Origin of the sequence: Pusillimonas sp. DMV24BSW_D, assembly GCF_011388195.1 — a bacterium.
In the GTDB taxonomy this organism is placed as follows: Bacteria; Pseudomonadota; Gammaproteobacteria; order Burkholderiales; family Burkholderiaceae_B; genus Neopusillimonas; species Neopusillimonas aestuarii.
In genome coordinates, this window is the sequence record NZ_CP049990.1 from 1070857 (window position 1) to 1091548 (window position 20692).

Consider the following 20692-nt stretch of genomic DNA (forward strand, 5'->3'; position numbering starts at 1 on the left):
TTTTCTATATTTTAAGAAATCGTTCAAGCAAGGCGTGGCCATGCTCGCTCAGGATGGATTCGGGATGAAACTGTACGCCGAAGATCGGGTCGGTTTTGTGACGGATACCCATGATTTCACCATCGTCGGTTTGCGCGGTGATTTCCAGGCAGTCGGGCAGGGTGCTGCGGTTGATCGCCAGAGAGTGGTAACGCGTAACGGTAAAAGGAGACGGTAACCCGGTGAAAATGTCTTCGCCCTTATGTTGAATGGGTGAGGTTTTCCCGTGCATAAGGGTTTGGGCCCGCACAATATCGCCGCCGAAAGCCGCTCCGATTGCCTGGTGTCCCAGACAAACACCCAGAATCGGTACTTTCCCGGCCAGCGCCTGAATCAGTTCAATTGAAACGCCGGCTTGATCCGGCGCACAAGGGCCGGGCGAGATACATAAACGATCGGGCTGCAGTGCCAGCAGTTCAGGTAGAGTGAGTTGGTCATTACGAACAACGTGAACCTCTTCCCCCAGTTCGCCAAAGTAATGCACCAGGTTGTAGGTGAATGAGTCGTAGTTATCAAGCATAAGCAGCATTTTGTGTCTCCGGCGACGGGGCTTAAATGGGTTCGTCTAAACCAAATTGGACTTTTTCAGCGGCGCGAATCAGCGCGCGTGCCTTCGCTTCAGTTTCCTGCCATTCTTTTTCCGGGTCCGAATCAGCCACAATGCCGGCTGCTGCCTGAACGTACAGCATGCCGTTTTTAATGATGCCGGTACGAATGGCAATGGCCACGTCCATTTCACCGCTATAGCTTAGGTAACCTGCCGCACCACCATAAATGCCGCGGCGAACGGGTTCCAGCTCATCAATAATCTCCATCGCGCGCACTTTGGGGGCGCCGGTTAACGTGCCGGCCGGGAAAGAGGCCCGCAAGACGTCCATATTGCTCAGTTCCGGCTTCAGTTCACCGCACACGTTGGACACCAGGTGTTGCACATGAGAGTAACGCTCAATGGCCATGGTTTCGGTTACTTCAACCGTACCGGTTTTAGCCACGCGCCCGACATCGTTACGAGCCAGATCAATCAGCATCACATGTTCCGCCCGCTCTTTCGGGTCGGCTTGCAGCTCTTCAGCCAGGCGCATATCTTCGGTCGGGGTGGACCCGCGAGGACGCGTGCCGGCCAGCGGGCGAATAGTCACTTTAGTGGTTTCTTCCGCACCTTCGCGAACCGTTTCCTGACGCACCAGAATTTCAGGCGATGCGCCCACGACGTGAAAATCGTCGAAATTCCAGTAGTACATGTACGGTGAGGGATTGAGCGAGCGCAGGGCGCGATACAGCGAAAGCGGGGAGTCGCGAAACGGCTTTGAGATGACCTGACCTACTTGTACTTGCATGACGTCACCGGCCTCAATGTATTCTTTTGCCTTATGTACGGCGGCCAGGTAGTCTTCTTTTTCGAAATCCCGGTAGGTGTCGGTTTGCAGGCTGGCGTAAGCGTAGGGAATCACCACTGGTGTACGCAGTTTTTGTCTCAGTGCTTTAAGACGCCGTTTGGCCTGAATGTAGCTTTCCGGTTGCGCGGTGTCCGCATACACCAGCAAATAGGTTTTTCCGGCCAGGTTATCCACAATAACCAGTTCGTCGATATGCAGCAGCATCAGGTCGGGTGTACCTTCGCCCTGCCCTGAAGGGAAGGGTTTTACGGCCGGCCCCAACTTTGGCTCCACGTGTCGCACAGTGTCGTAGCCGAAGTAGCCGGCCAAGCCGCCTGCAAAACGTGGCATGCCCGGCCGCAGCGCGACTTTGAAACGGTTTTGGTAGCTTTCCACGAATGCCAGCGGGTCGCCCTCATGAGTTTCAACCACTTTGCCCTGTTTCAGCACTTCAGTTTTGTTGCCGGTGGCCCGAATCACTGTATGTGCCGGCAAGCCGATGAACGAATAACGGCCAAAGCGCTCACCACTGACAACAGACTCCAGCAGACAACTGTTGCGTCCGCCCTCCGGCGAGTTATGGGCCAGTTTCAAATAAATGCTTAAGGGCGTATCCAGGTCGGCATAGGTTTCAGCAATGAGCGGTATACGGTTGAAACCTTGAGCTGCAAGTGCATTGAATTCTATTTCTGTCATGGTGTTCTCTGTTGGAGTTACTGGGAAGCACGCAGCGGACAGAAACTAAAAAGCCCGGCTACGTGTGTAGATCCGGGCTGGATTCAAACTGACTTTTAGCGCGAAAGTTGCTTTTTAATTTCGCGCCAGGAGACGATTCACCGCGACCCGGAACACAAACGCCACCAGCGCCAATAGGCGCCGACGATTGTGTAAAGGGACTGTGAACGATTCATAAAAAACTTTGAGTACAACTTTCAAACAGGAGACCCAAGCATAAGCACTGAAGATCACCGGGTTAATGGCGCGTGGCCCAACAGGCCGCTGCCTCAATGGACGAAACTATATCACTGACTTTCAGATTTTGCACATTTTGTCCGTTGTTATATCCGTAAGGAACGGCCAAAACGTCGATTCCTGCCGCATTCGCGGCTTCCGTGTCATGGGCGGAATCACCTATTAGCAGGGTATTTTCGGGGGTGACACCCAATAAGTTGCATGCATGCAACAGTGGCATGGGGTGCGGTTTCTTTTGGCTGCAAGTGTCGCCGCACACAACATGCTCGAAGTAGTTGTGCAAACCACAGGCCTGCAACAGGGGCAGAGTGAATTCGCTGGGCTTGTTGGTGACCACTGCCATTTTTATTTGATGGTGCCTAAACAGGTTGAGCCCTGTAATGACACCGTCGTAAACGGTTGATTTTTCGCCATTAACCCGATGGTAGTGCTGATTGAACAAATGCAGGCCTTGTTGGATTGTTGCGTGGTCCGGCTTTTGATTCAGTTGCGTTGATAATGCTTTCCTAACCAGGTTCTCAGTGCCTTTGCCCACGTAGCGCGCAATGACATCTTGCGGTAGCGGGCGCAGACCCATTTGAGTGCGCATGGCGTTGGTGGCATCCGCCAGGTCGGGTATGGTGTTAACCAATGTGCCGTCAAGGTCGATCAGGGCGGCGTGATAGGTCATGGTTGCGTCAATTCCGCATTGTTTTCACCTTTGGCAATTTCTTGGCGCATGGTGTCAATGACATTTTTGTAATCGGTTTGACCGAAAATGGCTGAACCCGCTACAAAAGTATCGGCGCCGGCAGCGCGTATTTGGGCGATATTGTCCACTTTCACGCCACCGTCCACTTCAAGCAAAATAGGTTGTCCACCCAGTTGTGTCCATTGGTCGATTTTGTGCCGTGCCTGTTTTAGTTTTGCCAGCGTTGTGGGAATAAAGCTTTGCCCTCCAAAGCCTGGATTGACAGACATCAACAGAATGATGTCGAGTTTTTCCATGACGTAATCCATCCAGTCCAGGGGTGTAGCGGGGTTGAAAACCAAACCTGCCTTGCAACCGTGATCCTTAATGAGTGCCAGGCTGCGATCGGGGTGGCGTGAGGCTTCGGGATGAAAGGTGATGATGTCGGCGCCTGCCTTGGCAAATTGCGGGATAATGTCGTCAACCGGCTCAACCATCAAGTGAACATCGATGGGGGCGGATGTGTGTGGCCGAATTGCCTGGCAAACCATCGGCCCGATGGTAAGGTTGGGAACATAATGGTTGTCCATAACGTCAAAGTGAATCCAGTCGGCGCCGGCCTCAACGACATTGCGAACTTCTTCACCCAGGCGCGCAAAATCGGCGGATAGCAGGCTGGGAGCAATACGGGTGGTGTTGGATATCGACATTTATAACCGTCCTGAAGCGACCCGCTGAAATTTCGGGCCGGAATGTGACATTATTGCGGATGACATTAGTATTTCAATTCCACGGAAAGGCTTTATGAAACCATATGATCTGAGTATTACGGTAACCCCTCAGTATCTGCCGGAGCAGTCTAAACCTGATCAGCAGCATTACGTTTTCGCTTATACCGTACGCATTACCAATAATGGTGAGCATGCCGCCCAGGTAATCAGCCGACATTGGATTATTACCGATGGCCGGCAGAATGTGCAGGAAGTGCGTGGGTTGGGGGTGGTTGGGCAACAACCGCTCTTGGCCCCGGGCGAAACTTTCGAATACACCAGTGGTTGCCCCTTGCCCACACCGCATGGAACCATGAAGGGCTCGTATCATTGCGTGGGTGACAACGGTATTCCGTTTGAAGCCGAAATTGCCGAATTCGTGTTGGCCATGCCGCGCACACTGCATTGAGATTGTACTGATGACCGCATTTTCCTGCTCTGGAGTTTCCGTGAACCGGCTGCTGCCCGTATTTTTGTTGTCGATTTTTTTGGCTGCCTGCACCACTACGGCGCCTGAGCCGCCACCTTCGGTTGCGCCGGCCGAGCCCGTTGAGGACATTTCGGTGCGGCCATTGCAGGTACCCGAACTGACGTCATTGCCGGAAACGCCGGCCCGTTCCCTTGCCGGAAAGTTTCAGGCCGTTGAATGGGGGGCGCTGCCAGGCTGGCAGGACGACAATCTGAATCAGGTGTGGAAGGCGTTCGTTAATAACTGCAAAGGCTTAATGCGCCCCGTTTCAGGATCATTAACCATGCCGGCGCGTGCTACCCCTCGCGTCTGGCAACCCGTCTGTGCCGAGGTATTGATGTCCGGCCTGCCCGAAGAGGGCTCTACCGATACAGCGATGATTCGCGCGTTTCTGCAACGGCACTTGCAACCCTGGCGTTTGCTTACAGGCACTGGTGAAATTGCGCGCAACACAGTCACGGGTTACTACGAACCTCTTATTTATGCATCCCGTGAACGTACAGGAGAATATCAGTGGCCGTTGTACGCGTCGCCGGACGATTTGCTTACGATTGACTTGGGTACGGTTTACCCAGAACTTGCGGGAAAAAGAATTCGCGGCAAGCTCGACGGCCAACGGGTGGTCCCATACGACACAAGGGCGCAAATCGCGCAGTCCGGTGATCCTCCGCCGGTCATCGTCTGGGCAAACGACCCGGTCGAAGCTTTTTTCCTGCAAATACAGGGTTCGGGTCGGGCGCAATTGCCCAATGGTGAAACCATTCGTTTAGCTTACGACAACCACAACGGCCGTCCGTATGCTTCTATCGGTAAATGGCTTGCCGATCAAGGAGAGCTTCCCTTGGCACAGGCTTCCATGCAAAATATCAAGGCGTGGGCGAAACGTAATCCTCAGCGTGTTCAGGAAATGTTGAATGCGAATGAGGCCATGGTGTTTTTCCGCGAGGAAGCCGTTCTTGACCCTGAGTTGGGGCCCAAAGGGGCGTACGGCATTGCGCTGATCGGGGGGCGGTCAATTGCGGTCGATACCTCTTTTGTGCCCCTGGGGGCGCCAGTGTATCTGGCCACCACTTATCCTGCGTCGCCAACCCCATTGCGTCGTCTGGTGTTTGCGCAAGACACCGGCGCGGCCATTAAGGGTGCGGCGCGGGTTGATTATTACTGGGGTTTTGGCGATGACGCCGGTGCACAAGCCGGCAGAATGAAACAAAAAGGCGAGGTTTGGGTGCTTTGGCCACGACAAGCAGGTGCACCCTCGGCACGATGAAAAAGACGGATATCGCGGTTTGCGGAACCGGCATTGTGGGTTTGGCTACGGCTTTGGGCCTAACGCGCGCCGGATTTCGTACTGTTCTGGTTGGCCCGCAGCGTGTTATTGCACCGGCCCGGCCCGATTGTTTTGGTGCCCGGGTTTATGCCATTTCGCCCGCCAGCAGGCGTTTTCTGGAGTCGTTGGGTGTTTGGTCGCTGCTTGACGCTTCTCGGGTTACGCCGGTGGAAGCCATGCAGGTTTTCGGCGACGCCAGTGGGCGCCTTGAGTTGAATGCCTGGCAGGATGCGCAGGACGTCATGGCCTGGATTGTTGAGTCAGACGAAATAGAGCGTGCGCTTACACAAGCGGTGCGGGTGTTCGGGGTTGAGTGGCTGGATGATCGTTTTGTTGCTTATGATGCGCCAGGCAGAATTTGTACTGAATCCGGCTCACTTATCGAGGTGGATTTGGTGGTGGGGGCCGAAGGGGCACGCTCAGCCGTTCGTGAGGCGGCGCACATAAAATCCTCTTCGCGTGCCTATGATGAAATGGGGGTGGTTACCCATTTGCATGTCGAGCGACCTCATCAGAATACGGCTCTGCAGTGGTTTACTGCAGAAGGCGTGATTGCATTCTTGCCTATGCCGAACACGCAGGCAGGTGCGCAAGTTTCATTGGTTTGGTCTATGCCCAAAAAAGCGGCTGAGCCTTTGTTGGCCATGGCGGAAGACCAGGCGCGCAATTGGCTGACTACCCATTTGGCCGGGCTCAATCATGAATTGGGCCAGGTTCGGGTGGCGGCGCCTGTATTGGGTTTCCCCCTTTTTCTTGAATCCAGCGATGTGATCGCGCCCGGCGTGGCATTAGTAGGCGATGCCGCGCATCGGGTCCACCCTTTGGCGGGGCAGGGTTTGAACCTTGGCTTGGGCGACGTCGCTGCGTTATTGAACGTTTTACGCGAAAAGCCGTCATATCAGCGTGCCGGCGATTTGCGGTTGTTGGCGCGTTATCGCCGCGCGCGTGCGGAGCCTGTTTTTATGATGCGCTTTGTCACCGATGGTTTGCATCGTTTGTTTTCGTCCCGTTTACCACCGGTCGTGATGGCAAGAAATGCCGGGCTATCCATAGTGAATAGCGTGCCGATGCTTAAGCGTCAACTTATTAAAGGCGCTTCGCGCCATTAAGGTGCGCCGTTGCCGAGGCCAAGTTTTTCAAGGAGATTTCATGCTGTTGAATTGGGTGCGCAAAGTGCTTCCCGCTGCTGTATGCGGTGTTTTGTTTGCAGGCGCAAGCGTTGCGCAATCATTGGAGCAACAAGAATACCCTCCGGGTCAGCAGGTGCAAGAAACCGCCCCTGCTGAAGGGTCAGGGCAAAACACATCAAACTCATTGGCCGCTTCTCAACAGGAAGCGCTTGAGCCTGTGGTTGAGCCTGATCTGGTCAAGACGCGTTTCGAGAATCGTTTTCCCGGCGTCGAAATTGTGGCTGTTCGTCGTACGCCATTCAATGATCTGTACGAAGTGCAGGTTGGCAATGATTTGGTGTATAGCGATGCCGAAGTGCGTTTTGTCATGCAAGGGTCGCTGATTGATGCCGTCGACCGTATTGATTTAACGGCCAAACGCCTGCACAGCTTGAATCAGGTCAATTTCGACGAATTGCCGCTCGATAAAGCCATTAAACAAGTCACCGGGGACGGCAGTCGAGTCATGGTGGCATTTGAAGATCCAAATTGCGGTTATTGTCGTCGCTTGCATCAAACACTAACCCAAATCGATAACGTGACGGTTTACACGTTATTGTTTCCCATACTTTCGCCTGACTCACATGAGAAAGCGCGCGATATCTGGTGTGCAGAAGATCGTGCTGCTGCGTGGCGTCAGTGGATGCTCAATGGTGTCAAGCCTGTACAGCGTGAATGTGAGACACCAGTAGCGGAAATTACCGCCCTTGCGCGCAAGTTGCGTATCACGGGTACACCAGCTTTGTTCTTCCCTGATAACACGCGTATAAATGGCGCCATGCCTTTGGAAAATTTGCGGGCGAAGCTTGAAAGCCAGGATGAGGCGGGGAGTCAGAGCGCACAAGCTCAGTAGTGCGACCGCGCTCGCGGTGGGCGATTGCCAGGCTATTAACCGGTTTGCTCGCCCGACACCCGTTTCAAGGGGAACTGCTTCTTGATTGTTTTAACCCACTCTTTAAGGTAGTGGTCGAAATACGCTTGATCTTGTTGCCACAGCCGGTGTACCGCTAAGCCTCGCACCATGTTCAAGGTTAGGTTCAAAATGGTTTTTGCCTGGGTGGGTGTGTAACCCGCTTCGCGGAATACCTTCAACCACAAGGCGTTTGTTGTGGCCCGATAATTTTGCATGACCGGAATAATGCGTTCCATGAGTTGTGGGTCTGTACGGGCGGCCACAATAATTTCAATGGCGGCCAAATACGGCCAGTCGAAATAAACGCTTAAACAGTCGGTCATGAATCCTTCGATAGGATTCTTGATGGCTTCTGATGTGCGAGCCACCCGTTGCCCACGCTCAATGCACTCATCGTAAACGGCTGCCGTGGCGGCAATCACAAGTTCTGCCTTCGATGCGTAATGGTGGACAAGCGCACCATTGGACAATCCCGCACTGGTGGCGACTTCTTTTGTTGTCAGGCCGCTGTAACCTCGGCGCATCAATACGTCGATGGTGGCTTTAAGCAGTTTCTCTTTTGCTTCGCGGCTTCGTACCTCTTGGGTGCGACGGCCGGTTTTTGCAACATGGGTTGCTTTCTGGGTTGGCATCACGTTTACGCTTCAATTTAATGTCACGCAGATTATATAGATATATAGGGTAATTTCGGATAAATAAAAAACAAACCGTTCACTCTGTTTGTGTTAAATTTAAAAAAACAGATGACGTTTTAGGAGACAAAAATGCCATTCGTAAAGAATGCCTGGTACGTTGCATGCTGGGCTGATGATGTAAAACCAAATGAAATGTTCGCCCGTCAGTTGCTCGGCGAGCAGGTTGTGTTTTACCGAAACGCCGCCAAAGAAGTGGTGGCATTGCAAGACCGCTGCCCGCACCGTTTCATTCCTCTGCATCGGGGTAAATTGGTTGACGACAAGATTGAGTGTGCCTATCACGGACTGCAATTCGACTGCACAGGTAAGTGCGTCAAGAACCCGCATGGCGACGGAAAAATTCCTGCTGCCGCGCGCGTGAAACGCTATCCAGTAGTGGAAAAGCACCGCATGATCTGGATATGGATGGGAGAGGAGTCCGCAACAGAGGACACCATTCCTGATTACAGCGTGATGGATAACACTGAAGGCTTCCAAACCAGTTTCGGTTACCTGGAGATCCCGGCGAACTACCTGTTAATGGGCGAAAACTTACTTGACTTGAGTCATATAACTTATTTGCACGACGGATATTTAGGTAGCCCAGAACAAGTGGGGGCAGATCAAGTCGTGGAAGAGGTTGGTAATGAAATCCATTGCAAGCGCTGGATGCCAAACGTGTCGATTCCGGGCATCTTTGACCTTCTTTATCGTCAAGACGGAAAACCAGTTGATATGTGGACCAATATGCGCTGGCTTCCACCCAGCTGTTTTTTGCTTGACACCGGTGCTCACGAGGTTGGCGGGCAACGAGAGGATTACGGTTGGTACTACGGAATTCATATCCTGACGCCCGAAACAGAGAAAACCACGCACTATCATTTTGCCGCAGCGATGCCACCGGGAACGGATCTGCCGGCTGAGGTCGATGAAAAGTTTCGTAAGTTAAGGCGCTATGCGTTTGAAATGCAGGACCAGCCCATTATCGACGCGCAGCAAAAGGCAATGGGTGATACTGAATTCTGGGATATGAAGCCGGTGTTGTTGGGTATAGACGCGGGGCCTGTGCGGATGCGGCGGACCATTCAGAAGATGCTTCAGGATGAGGCCGAACGCGTTCAGGCGCAAAAAGGCCAGCGCACAACGAAACCGGAAACAGCGGTTCAGTAAGTCAGCAAATAAATAAAACCAGGAGACGAACATGACTCGGATATTAAAAAGCACACTGTACGCATCCCTCTTATCTCTTGCAGCAACGGGTTTTGCTTCGGCGCAGGAGCCGATCAAAATTGGATTTATGGGTGTTTTATCCGGGCCTGCTGCGAGTGTGGGGCAGGACCAGTTAGACGGCTTTAATTTGTTGTTGGAGCAAAATGGCGGCAAGCTGGGTGGCGTGCCCATCGAACTTATTCGTGAAGACAGCCAAATGAAACCGGGCGTGGCCAAGCAAGTAGCGCGTAGCTTGGTAGAGCGGGAAAACGTACCTATTATTACGGGTATCTCGTTTTCAAACATCATGATGGCGATTCACAAATATGTGACTGATAACGAGGTATTTCTAATCGGCTCAAATGCGGGGCCGTCCCAAATTGCGGGCAAGCAATGTTCGCCTTATCAGTTCATTACTTCATGGCAGGGCGATCAGGCTGCAGAGGCGGTCGGGCAGTACGCTACCGACAAAGGGTACAAGAATATTGTGGTGTTGGCGCCTAATTATCAGGCCGGCAAAGACATCGTTTCAGGCTTCAAGCGCTACTATAAAGAGCCGCTTGCCGAAGAGCTCTACACGCCTTTGAATCAGTTGGATTTTTCAGCAGAGTTGTCTTTGCTCAATGCTGCGCAACCCGATGCGGTTTTTGCATTCTATCCAGGCGGCTTGGGCGTGGCATTTGCCAAACAATATTCTCAAGCCGGCTTAATGGATCAGTATCCATTGTTAACCACGTTTGTTGTCGACGCGTTATCCCTTCCTGCGATTGGCGACACTGCGTTGGGCATTATCAGCGGTGGCTTCTGGGCCCCGGATTTCGAGAGCGCGCAAAGTCAGGCATTTGTGAAAGCATTTGAAGAAGAGTATGGCCGGATTCCCTCCAACTATGCTGCGCAAAGTTATGATGCGGCGCTATTGCTCGACTCAGCCATTGCGAAAGTGGGTGGCAACGTTAAAGATAAAGCCGCTCTCATGAAGGCGTTGAAGGAGGCCGACTTCGAGTCTGTGCGGGGAGATTTTGCGTTCAACAATAACAACTTTCCAGTTCAGGGCATGCATGTGATGGAAGTGGTGCGTGACGACAAAGACCGTTTGAATCTGAAAACAATTGGCACACCGTTTAAATCTTATAAAGATGCCTACCATGAGCAATGCCCGCTTTAACGGAATCGCATGTTTGGAGTGTGCAGATTAAAGGCGCTCTTCCGGCGGCCCCTGAATGGAAGTGGCAAACAGGTTGAAAATGAGTTGCCGAAGCCATTGGTTGCCCGGGTCACGATGATACCGGGCATGCCAGAACAGGTTGATTTCCACTTTTGGCAAATCAATCGGATGCGCAACATAACTCAAGCTCAAAGGGCTTGCATACCGTAAGGCATAGAGTTCCGGAACGGTGGCAATCATGTCTGAGGTTTGCACAATGTGGCCAACAGCCACAAAGTGTGGAACAAGCAGACGGATGCGGCGTTTGCCCGTTCCGCTCTCGATTATTTCGTCGGCCCGGTCGTGCCCTGTTCCTTCCGAAACAACGCGCACGTGTTCCGAAGCGAAAAACTCGCGCCTGGTAATCGCACCTTTGTCTAACGCATGCCCTTTGCGAAACATACAAACATAACGTTGCAGGAAAAGTCGTTGTTGATGAAATCCGGTAATCAATTGAGGAAGAAGGCCGATGGCCAGGTCCACCTGCCCGGCCTCCATGGCTTCTCGCAGGCTGCCGCGATGGTCACGAACAGTGCTAAGAGTAACGTCAGGTGCAATTTCGTCCAATGCGGCCATCAAGCGGGGAAGGAACTCAATTTCACCCAGATCGCTCATGCCGATAATGAATTTACGCCGACTTTCGTAGGGGCGAAACTCAGACTGTTGATTCAGTGTTTCATACAAAAGCTCAAGCGCGTGGTTTACAGGTTCCGCCATGGCACTGGCGTACGGCGTGGGCATCATGCCTTTTGGAGTGCGAATAAACAAGTCGTCTCGGGTCAGCTGGCGCAAACGCTTCAGCGAATGGCTGACTGCGGGCTGGCTCAGCCCCAAACGTTCCGCCGCAGCCGATACGCTGCGCTCCACGAGAAGTTCCCGGAACACCAAAAGAAGATTCAAATCAACGTCTTTGAGTTCCATTATTCACCCTATGAATATTCATAATTAATTAAATTCTATAGGTAAATGGTAATGCCTTCTTTATACTTTTTGGTTCACGCTGATTTAATGCTGCCGCCAATCGAGAACAATGGCATTTGCAGCCAAGGAGAGAACAATGAATCAGGTTCCTGAAGTGTTTCCCAAAAATCCGAAATGGGAAGGAGAAGGTAAAAGTCGTATTCCTTTTTGGGCCTACACCGACTCGGATATTTACAAGCGCGAGTTGGAGCGTTTGTTCTACAAAAACCATTGGTGTTACGTGGGGCTGGAAGCCGAAGTCCCGAATCCCGGCGATTTCAAGCGTACCGTCATTGGAGAGCGCTCCGTCATCATGACGCGTGATCTCGACGGTGAAATTAATGTCATTGAAAACGTCTGTGCGCATCGCGGCATGCAGTTCTGTAGAAAGCGCCATGGCAATGCCAAGGAGATGGTGTGCCCGTATCACCAGTGGAACTACAGTTTGAAAGGTGATTTGCAAGGCGTGCCGTTTTTGCGTGGGGTAAAGCGCGACGGGCAGGTGCAGGGCGGTATGCCCAAAGAGTTTAAAACTAAAGAACACAGCCTGAATAAGCTTAAGGTGGCCACGCGTGGTGGGGTTGTGTTTGCTTCTTTCGACCACGATATCGAAAGTTTTGAAGATTTTCTCGGGCCCGAAATTCTTCATTATTTCGACCGCCTTTTTAATGGTCGGCAGCTGAAGATACTAGGTTATAACCGCCAGCGTATCCCAGGTAACTGGAAGCTGATGCAGGAAAACATTAAAGATCCTTACCACCCAGGTTTGCTGCATACTTGGTTCATTACTTATGGTTTGTGGCGGGCCGATAATAAATCCGCCTTGCGCATGGATGATCAGCATCGTCATGCTGCAATGATTTCCACGCGTGGCAATGCGCAAACAAAAAATGAGGTAACCACGGGCATTACCAGTTTTAAAGAGTCGATGGAAATCAACGACAAGCGCTTGCTCGATATCGTGCATGAAGACTGGTGGGGTGAGCCCACGGCGGTCATGATGACGATCTTCCCCAGCGTGATTTTCCAGCAGCAGGTGAACAGTGTTTCCACACGCCATATTCAGCCCGATGGGCATGGGTCTTTCGATTTCGTATGGACGCATTTCGGCTTCGAGGATGACACGCCTGAAATGACGCAACGCCGTCTGATTCAGGCCAATTTATTCGGTCCGGCTGGTTTCGTTTCCGCCGATGACGGCGAAGTGATCGAGTTCTCGCAATCGGGGTTCGAGCAAAAACCCTACCATCGTGCGCTTGCAGAGCTTGGTGGTTACGACGCCGAAAACACCGAACATATGGTGACGGAAACCCTGATCCGGGGTATGTATGAATACTGGCGCAAAGTCATGGAGATTTAATCATGGACCTGCAAACGTTTATTGCTTTGAACAAACTCTATGCCGATTACGCTGCGACTATTGATGCAGAAGACTGGGATGGCTGGTCGGAGTACTTTGTTGAAGACTGTGAGTATAAAGTGCAGCCACGCGAAAACTTCGAGCGCGGCTTTCCGCTCGCAACGATGTGGTTTATTAGTAAAGGGATGTTGAAAGATCGGGCTTTCGGTATTTCGGAGACCTTGTTTCACGATCCTTATTATCAGCGCCATGTCGTTGGAGCCCCCCGCATTCTTAGTGCGGAAAACGGTGAGATTCACTCAGAGGCGAACTATGCCGTATTCCGTACGAAATTGAACGGCGAGTCCACTGTCTTTAATGTGGGTCGCTACATCGATCGAATCGTACAAACCGATGAAGGCTTGAAATTCAAGTCACGCTTTTGTATCTACGATTCCGAAATGATTGCTAACTCATTAATTTATCCAGTTTGAGGTTTGTATGGCAGATAACAATTGGGTCGACGTTCTTGATTCCGGGGCGTTACCTGAAGACGACGTGATTGGCGTGGAGGTTCAAGGCCGCGATATTGCAATCTATGAATGCGAAGGCGAGTATTTCGCAACCGATAACATCTGTACTCATGGACACGCTCGTTTGTGTGACGGCTTTCTGGAAGATGGTGAAATCGAGTGTCCCTTGCATCAAGGCCGCTTCGATATTCGCACGGGAAAAGCCCTATGTGAGCCTCTTACAGAGGATATCCGGTCTTATCCCGTTAAGGTGGAACAAGGCCGGGTATGGCTTCAGCTTGAACAGTAAGTATTAATAGGATTAATAGACTTGGTCCTCGGTATTCTTCTACACTGAGGCCGCATAAATTAATCACCAAATAAACGGCCGTTGTATCTGAACTTATTAAAACAACACAGCGGCCCACCAAAGGACGAGACAAAATGTTGAGTGCAATGCTGGTGTTTTCCCAGTTGCTCAACGGTCTGCAATATGGCGTTTTGCTATTTTTGCTTGCGGCCGGTTTGACGCTGGTTTTCGGCATCATGAGCTTTGTGAATCTGGCTCATGGGGCTTTGTACATGATGGGCGCTTATTTCGCCGCCCTGACTTTCAAACATACCGAATCTTTAACGTTGGCATTCGCGGCGGCGGTGTTCGGCAGTATTCTGCTGGGCATTGTGCTTGAGCGTCTGGCGGTGTCCAAATTGTATTCGCGTGATCACCTAGACCATGTGCTGGTAACGTTTGGGCTTGTGCTGTTTTTCAATGAAGTCGTTCAGATTCTTTGGGGCACGCAACCCTACTTCCTGCCGGTGCCGGGTTGGCTCGACAGCACCATTAGTATTTTTGGGGTGACTTACCCTGCCTATCGTTTCGCCATTATTGTGGTGGGATTGCTTGTTGCGGTGGGCGCCCATGCCTTAATTCATCGCACTCGTCTGGGCATGCTCATTCGGGCCGGTTCGGTCAATCCACGTATGGTGGGGGCTTTGGGCGTCAATATCAAGTTTTTGAATGCCTTGTTATTTGCGTTGGGTGCCGGTTTGGCCGGGCTGGCCGGCGTCATGGCCAGCCCGATTCTGGCCATTCAGTCGGGCATGGGTGATCACGTGCTTATTACCACTTTGGTTGTGATTGTCATTGGTGGTATCGGCTCGGTTAGTGGCGCGTTTTATGCCGCTTTAATTGTCGGGGTGGTCGATACCCTGGGAAGGGCCTTTCTGCCTCTTATATTCAGAGGCTTCATGGAGCGAGATTTGGCTAATGCGGCAGGCCCGGCAGTGGCTTCCATGCTGATTTACGTGTTGATGGCGGTGGTGCTGGCCATGCGTCCTCACGGTTTGTTTGCACCAAACAGGGGCTGAGGCATGACCAATACATTCAAGCTTAATTTCAACCGGCTGTTGCCGTTCATTATTTTTGCCGGTTTGGTGGTGGTGCCTTTTTGGGGCTATGCCACCGACAGTAGTTTTTATGTGGCATTCTTCGCGCGCGTCATGATTTATGCGATTGCCGCTGTGGCCTTGAACCTGGCGTTGGGATACGGTGGGTTGATTAGTTTGGGGCATGCGCTGTTCATGGGTTTGGGCGCTTATAGCGTTGCGATTCCTGCTTTCTACGGGATCGATAACGGCTGGTTGCAATTGCTTATTTGTATCAGCAGTTGTGCCGTTATTGGCTATATAACCGGCGCAATCAGTTTGCGCACGACCGGTATCGGTTTCATCATGATTACCCTGGCTTTTGCGCAAATGGGGTATTTCCTATTTGTGAGCTTGAAAGTGTACGGCGGCGATGATGGAACCAGTATCGCCAATACCAGCCAAATGCTGGGCTTGAACCTGGGAGACATTTACACGGTTTATGTGGTTGCGTTCCTGGTGCTTATTCTCTCGGTTTGGTGGATGGCGCGGTTACGTGCCTCCCCGTTTGGCATGGTCATTCGGGGTGCTCGACAAAACGCGCGCAGGGTGAATGCAATCGGGTTCCCCGCCCGCCGCTATCTTATCGGGGCATATGTTCTGTCCGCAGTGCTCTGCGGTATTGCCGGGTTCCTGCTGGCTAATCTGAATGCCTTTGCCTCACCTTCGTTGATGTCATGGATTATTTCCGGCGATCTCGTGGTCATGCTGGTCTTGGGCGGAATGGGTAGTGTTTTAGGGCCGTTATATGGCGCGTTTGCGTTCCTGGGGCTGGAAGAGATCTTGAAAATGATCACGACGCACTGGCTGGCGTTGTTCGGTTTGGCTATTGTGTTTATTGGCTTAATGGGTAAAAAAGGTATTGTTGGATTCATGGATGACCTGACATCCTGGTGCCGGCCTGGTGCCGGAAAGAACGGTACGGCTAGCGCAACTGAAAAGGAGGCGTCATGACAACGATTGCCATGCAGACACAAGGTCTGGTGAAGCGTTTTGGCGGCTTGTTGGTAACGGATTCCGTTTCGCTCGATTTGCGGCAAGGTGAATTGCATGCCGTTATCGGTCCGAATGGAGCGGGTAAAACCACATTAATTAATCAGTTAACCGGTGAGCTCTTTTCCGACCAGGGCGAAATTATGTTTGGCGGCCGGGAGATTACTTCATTGCCGATATCCGAACGGGCGCGGCTGGGGTTGTTGCGCTCGTATCAGATTACTTCTATTTTTGAAGAATTTTCCGTTCTTGAAAATGTGGTTCTGGCGGCAATGGGTGCCAAAGAGCACGGCTTTTATTTTTGGAAGCCGTTATTAAGTTGGGGCCGACATGTGCAAACCGCAAATGACGCGTTGAAGATCACCAATTTGGTTGACAGGGCGCAGGCTTGTGCCGCCGAGTTGGCCTATGGTGAGCGGCGCCAGCTTGAGTTGGCCATGGCGCTGGCTGCAAAGCCCCAGGTTTTGTTGCTGGATGAACCTATGGCAGGGATGAGTCCGCAAGAATCCGCCGATGTCATTGAGATGCTGAAAAGGCTCAAGAAAACGCATTCCATTTTGCTGATCGAGCATGACATGGATGCGGTTTTTGCCTTGGCGGACCGCATTACTGTGCTGGTTTACGGCAAAGTGCTGCGCACCGGCACACCCGATGAGATTCGAAATGATCCCGAAGTGAAGTCAGTTTATTTGGGCGATGAAATTACAGAGCAGGCGGCAACATGAGTCGTTTATTATCAGTACAAGACATCCAGGCTTCTTATGGACACGCTCAGGCCCTATTCGGGGTCTCATTCGATGTCGACGCGGGTGAGGTTGTAACGCTGCTGGGGCGCAACGGTATGGGGCGTTCAACCGCCATCAAGTGCTTGTTCGGCTTGCTCCCGGTATCGGCCGGGTCAATTGCTTTCAGAGATCAGCCCGTACACGCGTTGCCCTCATACAGCATCGCCCGGTTGGGCCTGGGTTTGGTGCCCGAAGGGCGTCAAGTGTTTCCCAATTTGTCGGTTGAAGAGAACTTGGTCGCAACAGCCCGTGCGCCGGTTGATGCTGCGATCGAGCCTTGGACGCTTAAACGTATATATGGGTTTTTCCCTCGGCTCGAAGAACGTAAATCGAACCTGGGTAGTCAGTTGTCGGGCGGAGAGCAGCAAATGCTGGCAATAGGCCGCGCCCTGATGACTAACCCGCGTCTTTTGGTGCTGGACGAGGCGACCGAAGGGCTGGCGCCTATCGTTCGTGCCGAAATCTGGCAGGCGCTGACCGCGCTCAAGAAAGAAGGCGTGTCGCAAATTGTGGTGGATAAAAACGTCAGTGCCCTGACTACATTCGCCGATCGACACTATATTCTGGAAAAAGGCCGGGTTGTATGGAGCGGCACGAATGCCGATTTGAAGCAGAACCCCGACATCGTGCATCAATACATGGGGGTTTAAAGTTTCGATGAAAGACCTGAATCTGCTCTACGTTTTTGAAGCGATGTGGCGCGACAGGTCTGTGACTCAAGCCGCCGACAACCTGGGTGTTACCCAGGCGGCGGTTAGTAGTGCTCTGAAGCGTTTGCGACTTGAGTACGGCGACAAGCTTTTTACTCAGGTAGGGCGACGTATGGAACCGACTCCTTACGCCGTCGAGCTGGCTCAGCCCCTAATGGGGGCGTTGGCAATGGTGCGCAAGGCGTCGAACGTCCATACCCCATTCGATCCTACCGCAGCACGTCGTCAATTCACCATTCGTACACGGGATATCGGTGAGGTCGTGTACTTCCCTCGTATTCTGCAAGAAGTGACCAAAGTTGCTCCTGGCGTGCGCATCCGCACCACCTTCCAGCCGATTGATGACACGCTGAGCGGTTTGGCTACGGGGCGCATTGACCTGGCCTTGGGTTTCTTGCCGTCTCTTGAAACAGCCATCCACCGAAAAGTATTGTTTAAACAATATTATGTTTGCGTCATGCGCAAGGGTCATCCGCTGGCTAATAAGAAGCTCACTCACGACCTGTTTCGACGGCAGCACCATTTATTGGTGGAGTATTCCGGTAGCGGCCATCTGGTTATTGAGAAGGCTTTGATTGAGGCGGGCGCGCGCAACAACATCAAACTAAGACTGCCTCAGTACCTGTCTGCGCCCCATTTTATTATTTCGTCGGATATGGTGTGGTGCGCGCCGGTGCTTTTGGCGGAAACGCTGGCGCAGCATTACGACTTGGTGATCAAGCCGGTGCCGCTGGAGTTGCCTACTTTTGAGATTGCACTTTATTGGCATGATCGGTTTCATCGTGACCCGGCCAATAAGTGGTTGCGTGAGTTAATTGCCCAAATTTATGGGGCTACATTGGCGGGAAACTAAGCCGTACGGTGTTTTTCCAAGTGGCTATAAGTCCGCTCCAATAATTTCTGCAAGGCTCGACCACTCAATGTATAAATGGTGTTTATACATCATCATCAATCCGACGCTATAGCTTTGGCTCACCCTACTCTCTAGAATAAGCATTAAAGGAAAATACCAAGGAGACAAAGTGGCCAATTTACCCGAAGCAGTTGGGTTAATCGGTATTGGTCAGGTGGGTTTGCCGATGGCAACAAACCTGATTAAGTCCGGCGTTCGCGTAGTAGGCTATCGTCGTTCCGATACCCAGGCGTTTGTCGAGGCGGGTGGCGTGCTTGCTTCTTCACCTGTGCAGGTCGTTGAGCAAACAGACGTTGTCTTGTTATGCCTGCCCAATGAACAGGCTGCGTCGCACGTTCTGGAAGGTGAGAACGGCATATTAAATTACCTTTCGACCTCCAAAATTCTGATAGAAACGGGAACCTATAGCAAAGAATTCAAGCTGTCCCAGGCCCAGAAAATTCAAGGTAAAGGCGCGCGTTACCTGGAAGCGGAAATCAGCGGCTCTCCCCCCATGATCGCCGCGCGTAAAGCGTCTTTCTACGTTGGTGGAGACGAGCCCTTGTTCCGCGAGTGTGAACCGTTGCTGCGCGCCATTACCGACCAGTGCTTTTACTTGGGCCCGTTGGGGTCGGCGGTCTCGATGAAATTGATTGCCAACTATCTCTTGGCTATTCATACATTGTCTGCGGCAGAAGCGATGAACATGGGCAAACGGGCCGGATTCGACCCGCACCTTGTTGCCAAAGTCATTCAAGCGGGGGCTGGGGCTTCCGCGATGTTTGGCGTGCGCGCACCGTTAATGGCAGAGCGTCGGTTCGACCCTGCGCCCGGACCCTTTACGACCCTCGAGAAATATCTCGATCTGGGGCAGAAAATGGCGGATGATCTGGGGTGCGCTACACCGTTGTTTTCAGCCGCTGTGCCTTACTTTAAGCGCGCGTTCGACGAGGGCGTGCAGCATGAGGATATTGCTGCCGTCCTTAAGTTTCTTGAGGCGGATTCGCGTGACCAGAAGGTGGGGGAAAAATGATTGTCGAGAAAAGAACGTACTGGATTCGACCGGGCAGCATGGGTGAGTTTTTGCGTTTGTACGAATCCGAAGGGTTGCCATTGCAAGGGCCGGCGCTTGGAAACCTGCTTGGTTACTTTATGGCCGAGGTGGGCGAGTTGAATCGTGTGATTCAACTTTGGGGCTACGCTTCATTTGAAGACCGGCAAACGCGTAAAGCAGCATTGGCCGGCCGTCCTGAGTGGAAGCGCTTTTTGGGTAAGGCCGGTCCACTGGTAGAACGTCAGCATAGCGAGTTACTTACGCCTGCACCTTTTTCTCCCATTAAATAATTAACAGGAGCCGTCATGATTCGGTCGTTGCATCACGTTGGTATCGTCGTTCCCGATCTCGAGATAGGGCGTGCGTTCTATGAACTCTTTGGCCTCGAGTCCCGCTCGGTAGGTAATGATTTGGTTTTTCGTTGCCGGGGGCGGGCACAGGATCAGGTGCGTTTGATTCGTGGCCCTAAGAAGAAGTTGGGTTATGCGTCGTTCGGCACGAACGGGGAAGGCATGACCAACATCATGCAGAATCTGCACCAAGCGGGTGTGCCTTTGAAGGACCCTCCTTTTGACATTGGTTATGAAGGGATCTGGTTTCAGGACCCGCATAACGACTGGGTGCATATTCATGTTGTCGAGCCTGCGTCAACCTCGCCCGAGCTGCCGCCTGAGATCAATGCCCATGGCCGATACCGCCGCATCGGTCAGCGTGCCTGTGATTTAACCACTCATGGAAAAAAAGCGCGGCCTTTGCGTTTGGGGCATTTAATCAAGTTTAGTCCCGATGTGGAAAAATCCACGGCGTTCTATACCCAGCTTTTAGGCATGAAAGTATCAGATCAGGCGCTCGATATTCTTGCGTTTTTGCGCGGGTCGGCAGGCGGCGATCACCATATGCTTGCGTTTGCAAAAAGTTCACACACCGGTTTGCACCACCTCAGTTTCGAAGTGTCCGATTTCGACGAAATCGCGATTGGCGCACAAACGCTTTTGCGCGCCGGTTATAAAGATGGGTTTGGCCCCGGGCGACACATTGGGGGGTCCAACTATTTCCACTACATTCGCGATCCTTGGGGCAGCCTGGCCGAATATTTTTGGGATATCGATGTCATCCCCGAAGACGCCGATTGGCAGCCTTTAAACGTTCCGCCAGATCAGCTTACCGCTGTTTGGGCGGCGTCCCCCCCGCCCGAAGACTTCGTTTTGAATTTTGAAGAGCCGGATTGAT

At 52.2% G+C, this 20692-nt stretch carries 23 protein-coding genes; 17 read left to right on the forward strand and 6 right to left on the reverse strand.

Annotated features, from left to right (window positions below):
- Positions 1-4 precede the first annotated feature (4 nt).
- From G9Q38_RS05185 to rpe, 4 genes are all read right to left on the reverse strand, one after another.
- Positions 5-568 (reverse strand): anthranilate synthase component II, encoded by a 564-nt coding sequence (locus G9Q38_RS05185; RefSeq protein WP_119442300.1) that lies wholly within the window; start codon positions 566-568, stop codon positions 5-7.
- A 22-nt stretch (positions 569-590) separates the two neighbouring features.
- On the reverse strand, positions 591-2111 hold the full coding sequence (gene trpE, locus G9Q38_RS05190; protein WP_166128506.1) for an anthranilate synthase component I: 1521 nt from the start codon (positions 2109-2111) through the stop codon (positions 591-593).
- Between the two features lie 277 nt (positions 2112-2388).
- A complete protein-coding gene (locus G9Q38_RS05195) occupies positions 2389-3057 on the reverse strand; it encodes a phosphoglycolate phosphatase (RefSeq protein ID WP_166128508.1) in 669 nt (222 codons plus the stop codon).
- Positions 3054-3767, reverse strand: a complete 714-nt coding sequence (gene rpe, locus G9Q38_RS05200) for a ribulose-phosphate 3-epimerase (RefSeq protein WP_166128511.1) — start codon at positions 3765-3767, stop codon at positions 3054-3056. The genes G9Q38_RS05195 and rpe overlap by 4 nt, the downstream gene beginning before the upstream one ends.
- A gap of 94 nt (positions 3768-3861) precedes the next feature.
- Here rpe and apaG point away from each other — a divergent pair, with 94 nt between their 5' ends.
- From apaG to G9Q38_RS05220, 4 genes are read left to right on the forward strand one after another with little or no spacing between them, the layout of a single operon-like run.
- Positions 3862-4236, forward strand: a complete 375-nt coding sequence (gene apaG, locus G9Q38_RS05205) for a Co2+/Mg2+ efflux facilitator ApaG/CorD (RefSeq protein WP_114420478.1) — start codon at positions 3862-3864, stop codon at positions 4234-4236.
- 40 nt (positions 4237-4276) lie between these two features.
- Positions 4277-5563 (forward strand): murein transglycosylase A, encoded by a 1287-nt coding sequence (gene mltA / locus G9Q38_RS05210; RefSeq protein WP_205962340.1) that lies wholly within the window; start codon positions 4277-4279, stop codon positions 5561-5563.
- Positions 5560-6732 carry an FAD-dependent monooxygenase gene (locus G9Q38_RS05215; protein WP_166128516.1) on the forward strand — a complete coding sequence of 391 codons (1173 nt, stop codon included), beginning with the start codon at positions 5560-5562 and terminating at the stop codon, positions 6730-6732. Before mltA ends, G9Q38_RS05215 begins: the two co-directional genes overlap by 4 nt.
- Before the next feature lie 40 nt (positions 6733-6772).
- Positions 6773-7645, forward strand: a complete 873-nt coding sequence (locus tag G9Q38_RS05220; RefSeq protein WP_166128519.1) for a DsbC family protein — start codon at positions 6773-6775, stop codon at positions 7643-7645.
- A 35-nt stretch (positions 7646-7680) separates the two neighbouring features.
- On the opposite strand, the gene G9Q38_RS05225 is transcribed toward G9Q38_RS05220, so the two are convergent.
- Positions 7681-8337 carry a TetR/AcrR family transcriptional regulator gene (locus tag G9Q38_RS05225; RefSeq protein ID WP_166128521.1) on the reverse strand — a complete coding sequence of 219 codons (657 nt, stop codon included), beginning with the start codon at positions 8335-8337 and terminating at the stop codon, positions 7681-7683.
- Positions 8338-8469: 132 nt separating this feature from the next.
- Here G9Q38_RS05225 and G9Q38_RS05230 point away from each other — a divergent pair, with 132 nt between their 5' ends.
- Together G9Q38_RS05230 and G9Q38_RS05235 are read left to right on the forward strand one after the other, a co-directional pair.
- Entirely contained in the window at positions 8470-9549 is a 1080-nt protein-coding gene (locus G9Q38_RS05230) for an aromatic ring-hydroxylating dioxygenase subunit alpha (protein WP_166128524.1), read from the forward strand.
- 31 nt (positions 9550-9580) lie between these two features.
- Positions 9581-10753 (forward strand): ABC transporter substrate-binding protein, encoded by a 1173-nt coding sequence (locus G9Q38_RS05235; RefSeq protein ID WP_166128526.1) that lies wholly within the window; start codon positions 9581-9583, stop codon positions 10751-10753.
- Positions 10754-10780: 27 nt separating this feature from the next.
- Here G9Q38_RS05235 and G9Q38_RS05240 read toward each other — a convergent pair whose 3' ends face one another.
- A complete protein-coding gene (locus tag G9Q38_RS05240) occupies positions 10781-11713 on the reverse strand; it encodes a LysR family transcriptional regulator (RefSeq protein WP_166128529.1) in 933 nt (310 codons plus the stop codon).
- A 136-nt stretch (positions 11714-11849) separates the two neighbouring features.
- On the opposite strand from G9Q38_RS05240, the gene G9Q38_RS05245 reads away from it, so the two are divergent.
- The 11 genes from G9Q38_RS05245 to G9Q38_RS05295 all read left to right on the forward strand — a co-directional run bounded on the left by G9Q38_RS05245 (position 11850) and on the right by G9Q38_RS05295 (position 20691).
- Positions 11850-13112 carry an aromatic ring-hydroxylating dioxygenase subunit alpha gene (locus G9Q38_RS05245; RefSeq protein WP_166128531.1) on the forward strand — a complete coding sequence of 421 codons (1263 nt, stop codon included), beginning with the start codon at positions 11850-11852 and terminating at the stop codon, positions 13110-13112.
- 2 nt (positions 13113-13114) lie between these two features.
- Positions 13115-13585, forward strand: coding sequence for an aromatic-ring-hydroxylating dioxygenase subunit beta (locus tag G9Q38_RS05250; protein ID WP_166128534.1), 471 nt, complete (start codon positions 13115-13117; stop codon positions 13583-13585).
- Positions 13586-13592: 7 nt separating this feature from the next.
- The gene (locus tag G9Q38_RS05255; RefSeq protein ID WP_119442292.1) at positions 13593-13913 is read left to right on the forward strand and encodes a non-heme iron oxygenase ferredoxin subunit; all 321 of its coding nucleotides are present in this window, start codon (positions 13593-13595) and stop codon (positions 13911-13913) included.
- A gap of 134 nt (positions 13914-14047) precedes the next feature.
- Positions 14048-14971 carry a branched-chain amino acid ABC transporter permease gene (locus G9Q38_RS05260; RefSeq protein WP_370523883.1) on the forward strand — a complete coding sequence of 308 codons (924 nt, stop codon included), beginning with the start codon at positions 14048-14050 and terminating at the stop codon, positions 14969-14971.
- A gap of 3 nt (positions 14972-14974) precedes the next feature.
- Positions 14975-15982, forward strand: coding sequence for a branched-chain amino acid ABC transporter permease (locus G9Q38_RS05265; protein ID WP_166128537.1), 1008 nt, complete (start codon positions 14975-14977; stop codon positions 15980-15982).
- Positions 15979-16746, forward strand: a complete 768-nt coding sequence (locus G9Q38_RS05270) for an ABC transporter ATP-binding protein (RefSeq protein ID WP_166128539.1) — start codon at positions 15979-15981, stop codon at positions 16744-16746. The genes G9Q38_RS05265 and G9Q38_RS05270 overlap by 4 nt, the downstream gene beginning before the upstream one ends.
- Positions 16743-17456 (forward strand): ABC transporter ATP-binding protein, encoded by a 714-nt coding sequence (locus G9Q38_RS05275; protein ID WP_166128542.1) that lies wholly within the window; start codon positions 16743-16745, stop codon positions 17454-17456. The genes G9Q38_RS05270 and G9Q38_RS05275 overlap by 4 nt, the downstream gene beginning before the upstream one ends.
- Before the next feature lie 7 nt (positions 17457-17463).
- Entirely contained in the window at positions 17464-18369 is a 906-nt protein-coding gene (locus G9Q38_RS05280) for a LysR family transcriptional regulator (protein ID WP_166128544.1), read from the forward strand.
- A gap of 169 nt (positions 18370-18538) precedes the next feature.
- Positions 18539-19441 (forward strand): NAD(P)-dependent oxidoreductase, encoded by a 903-nt coding sequence (locus G9Q38_RS05285; RefSeq protein ID WP_228276203.1) that lies wholly within the window; start codon positions 18539-18541, stop codon positions 19439-19441.
- Positions 19438-19752 (forward strand): NIPSNAP family protein, encoded by a 315-nt coding sequence (locus G9Q38_RS05290; RefSeq protein ID WP_166128547.1) that lies wholly within the window; start codon positions 19438-19440, stop codon positions 19750-19752. Before G9Q38_RS05285 ends, G9Q38_RS05290 begins: the two co-directional genes overlap by 4 nt.
- Positions 19753-19767: 15 nt before the next feature.
- The gene (locus G9Q38_RS05295; RefSeq protein ID WP_166128549.1) at positions 19768-20691 is read left to right on the forward strand and encodes a VOC family protein; all 924 of its coding nucleotides are present in this window, start codon (positions 19768-19770) and stop codon (positions 20689-20691) included.
- Position 20692 lies beyond the last annotated feature (1 nt).

Coding starts and splice junctions, on each gene's coding strand:
- G9Q38_RS05265 (WP_166128537.1), top strand. CDS start 14,975: ATGACCAATACATTCAAGCTTAATTTCAACCGGCTGTTGCCGTTCATT.
- rpe (WP_166128511.1), bottom strand. CDS start 3,767: ATGTCGATATCCAACACCACCCGTATTGCTCCCAGCCTGCTATCCGCC.
- G9Q38_RS05250 (WP_166128534.1), top strand. CDS start 13,115: ATGGACCTGCAAACGTTTATTGCTTTGAACAAACTCTATGCCGATTAC.
- G9Q38_RS05280 (WP_166128544.1), top strand. CDS start 17,464: ATGAAAGACCTGAATCTGCTCTACGTTTTTGAAGCGATGTGGCGCGAC.
- G9Q38_RS05295 (WP_166128549.1), top strand. CDS start 19,768: ATGATTCGGTCGTTGCATCACGTTGGTATCGTCGTTCCCGATCTCGAG.
- G9Q38_RS05220 (WP_166128519.1), top strand. CDS start 6,773: ATGCTGTTGAATTGGGTGCGCAAAGTGCTTCCCGCTGCTGTATGCGGT.
- G9Q38_RS05215 (WP_166128516.1), top strand. CDS start 5,560: ATGAAAAAGACGGATATCGCGGTTTGCGGAACCGGCATTGTGGGTTTG.
- G9Q38_RS05290 (WP_166128547.1), top strand. CDS start 19,438: ATGATTGTCGAGAAAAGAACGTACTGGATTCGACCGGGCAGCATGGGT.
- G9Q38_RS05275 (WP_166128542.1), top strand. CDS start 16,743: ATGAGTCGTTTATTATCAGTACAAGACATCCAGGCTTCTTATGGACAC.
- G9Q38_RS05270 (WP_166128539.1), top strand. CDS start 15,979: ATGACAACGATTGCCATGCAGACACAAGGTCTGGTGAAGCGTTTTGGC.
- G9Q38_RS05235 (WP_166128526.1), top strand. CDS start 9,581: ATGACTCGGATATTAAAAAGCACACTGTACGCATCCCTCTTATCTCTT.
- G9Q38_RS05255 (WP_119442292.1), top strand. CDS start 13,593: ATGGCAGATAACAATTGGGTCGACGTTCTTGATTCCGGGGCGTTACCT.
- G9Q38_RS05230 (WP_166128524.1), top strand. CDS start 8,470: ATGCCATTCGTAAAGAATGCCTGGTACGTTGCATGCTGGGCTGATGAT.
- G9Q38_RS05240 (WP_166128529.1), bottom strand. CDS start 11,713: ATGGAACTCAAAGACGTTGATTTGAATCTTCTTTTGGTGTTCCGGGAA.
- G9Q38_RS05225 (WP_166128521.1), bottom strand. CDS start 8,337: ATGCCAACCCAGAAAGCAACCCATGTTGCAAAAACCGGCCGTCGCACC.
- G9Q38_RS05195 (WP_166128508.1), bottom strand. CDS start 3,057: ATGACCTATCACGCCGCCCTGATCGACCTTGACGGCACATTGGTTAAC.
- G9Q38_RS05245 (WP_166128531.1), top strand. CDS start 11,850: ATGAATCAGGTTCCTGAAGTGTTTCCCAAAAATCCGAAATGGGAAGGA.
- apaG (WP_114420478.1), top strand. CDS start 3,862: ATGAAACCATATGATCTGAGTATTACGGTAACCCCTCAGTATCTGCCG.
- trpE (WP_166128506.1), bottom strand. CDS start 2,111: ATGACAGAAATAGAATTCAATGCACTTGCAGCTCAAGGTTTCAACCGT.
- G9Q38_RS05260 (WP_370523883.1), top strand. CDS start 14,048: ATGTTGAGTGCAATGCTGGTGTTTTCCCAGTTGCTCAACGGTCTGCAA.
- G9Q38_RS05185 (WP_119442300.1), bottom strand. CDS start 568: ATGCTGCTTATGCTTGATAACTACGACTCATTCACCTACAACCTGGTG.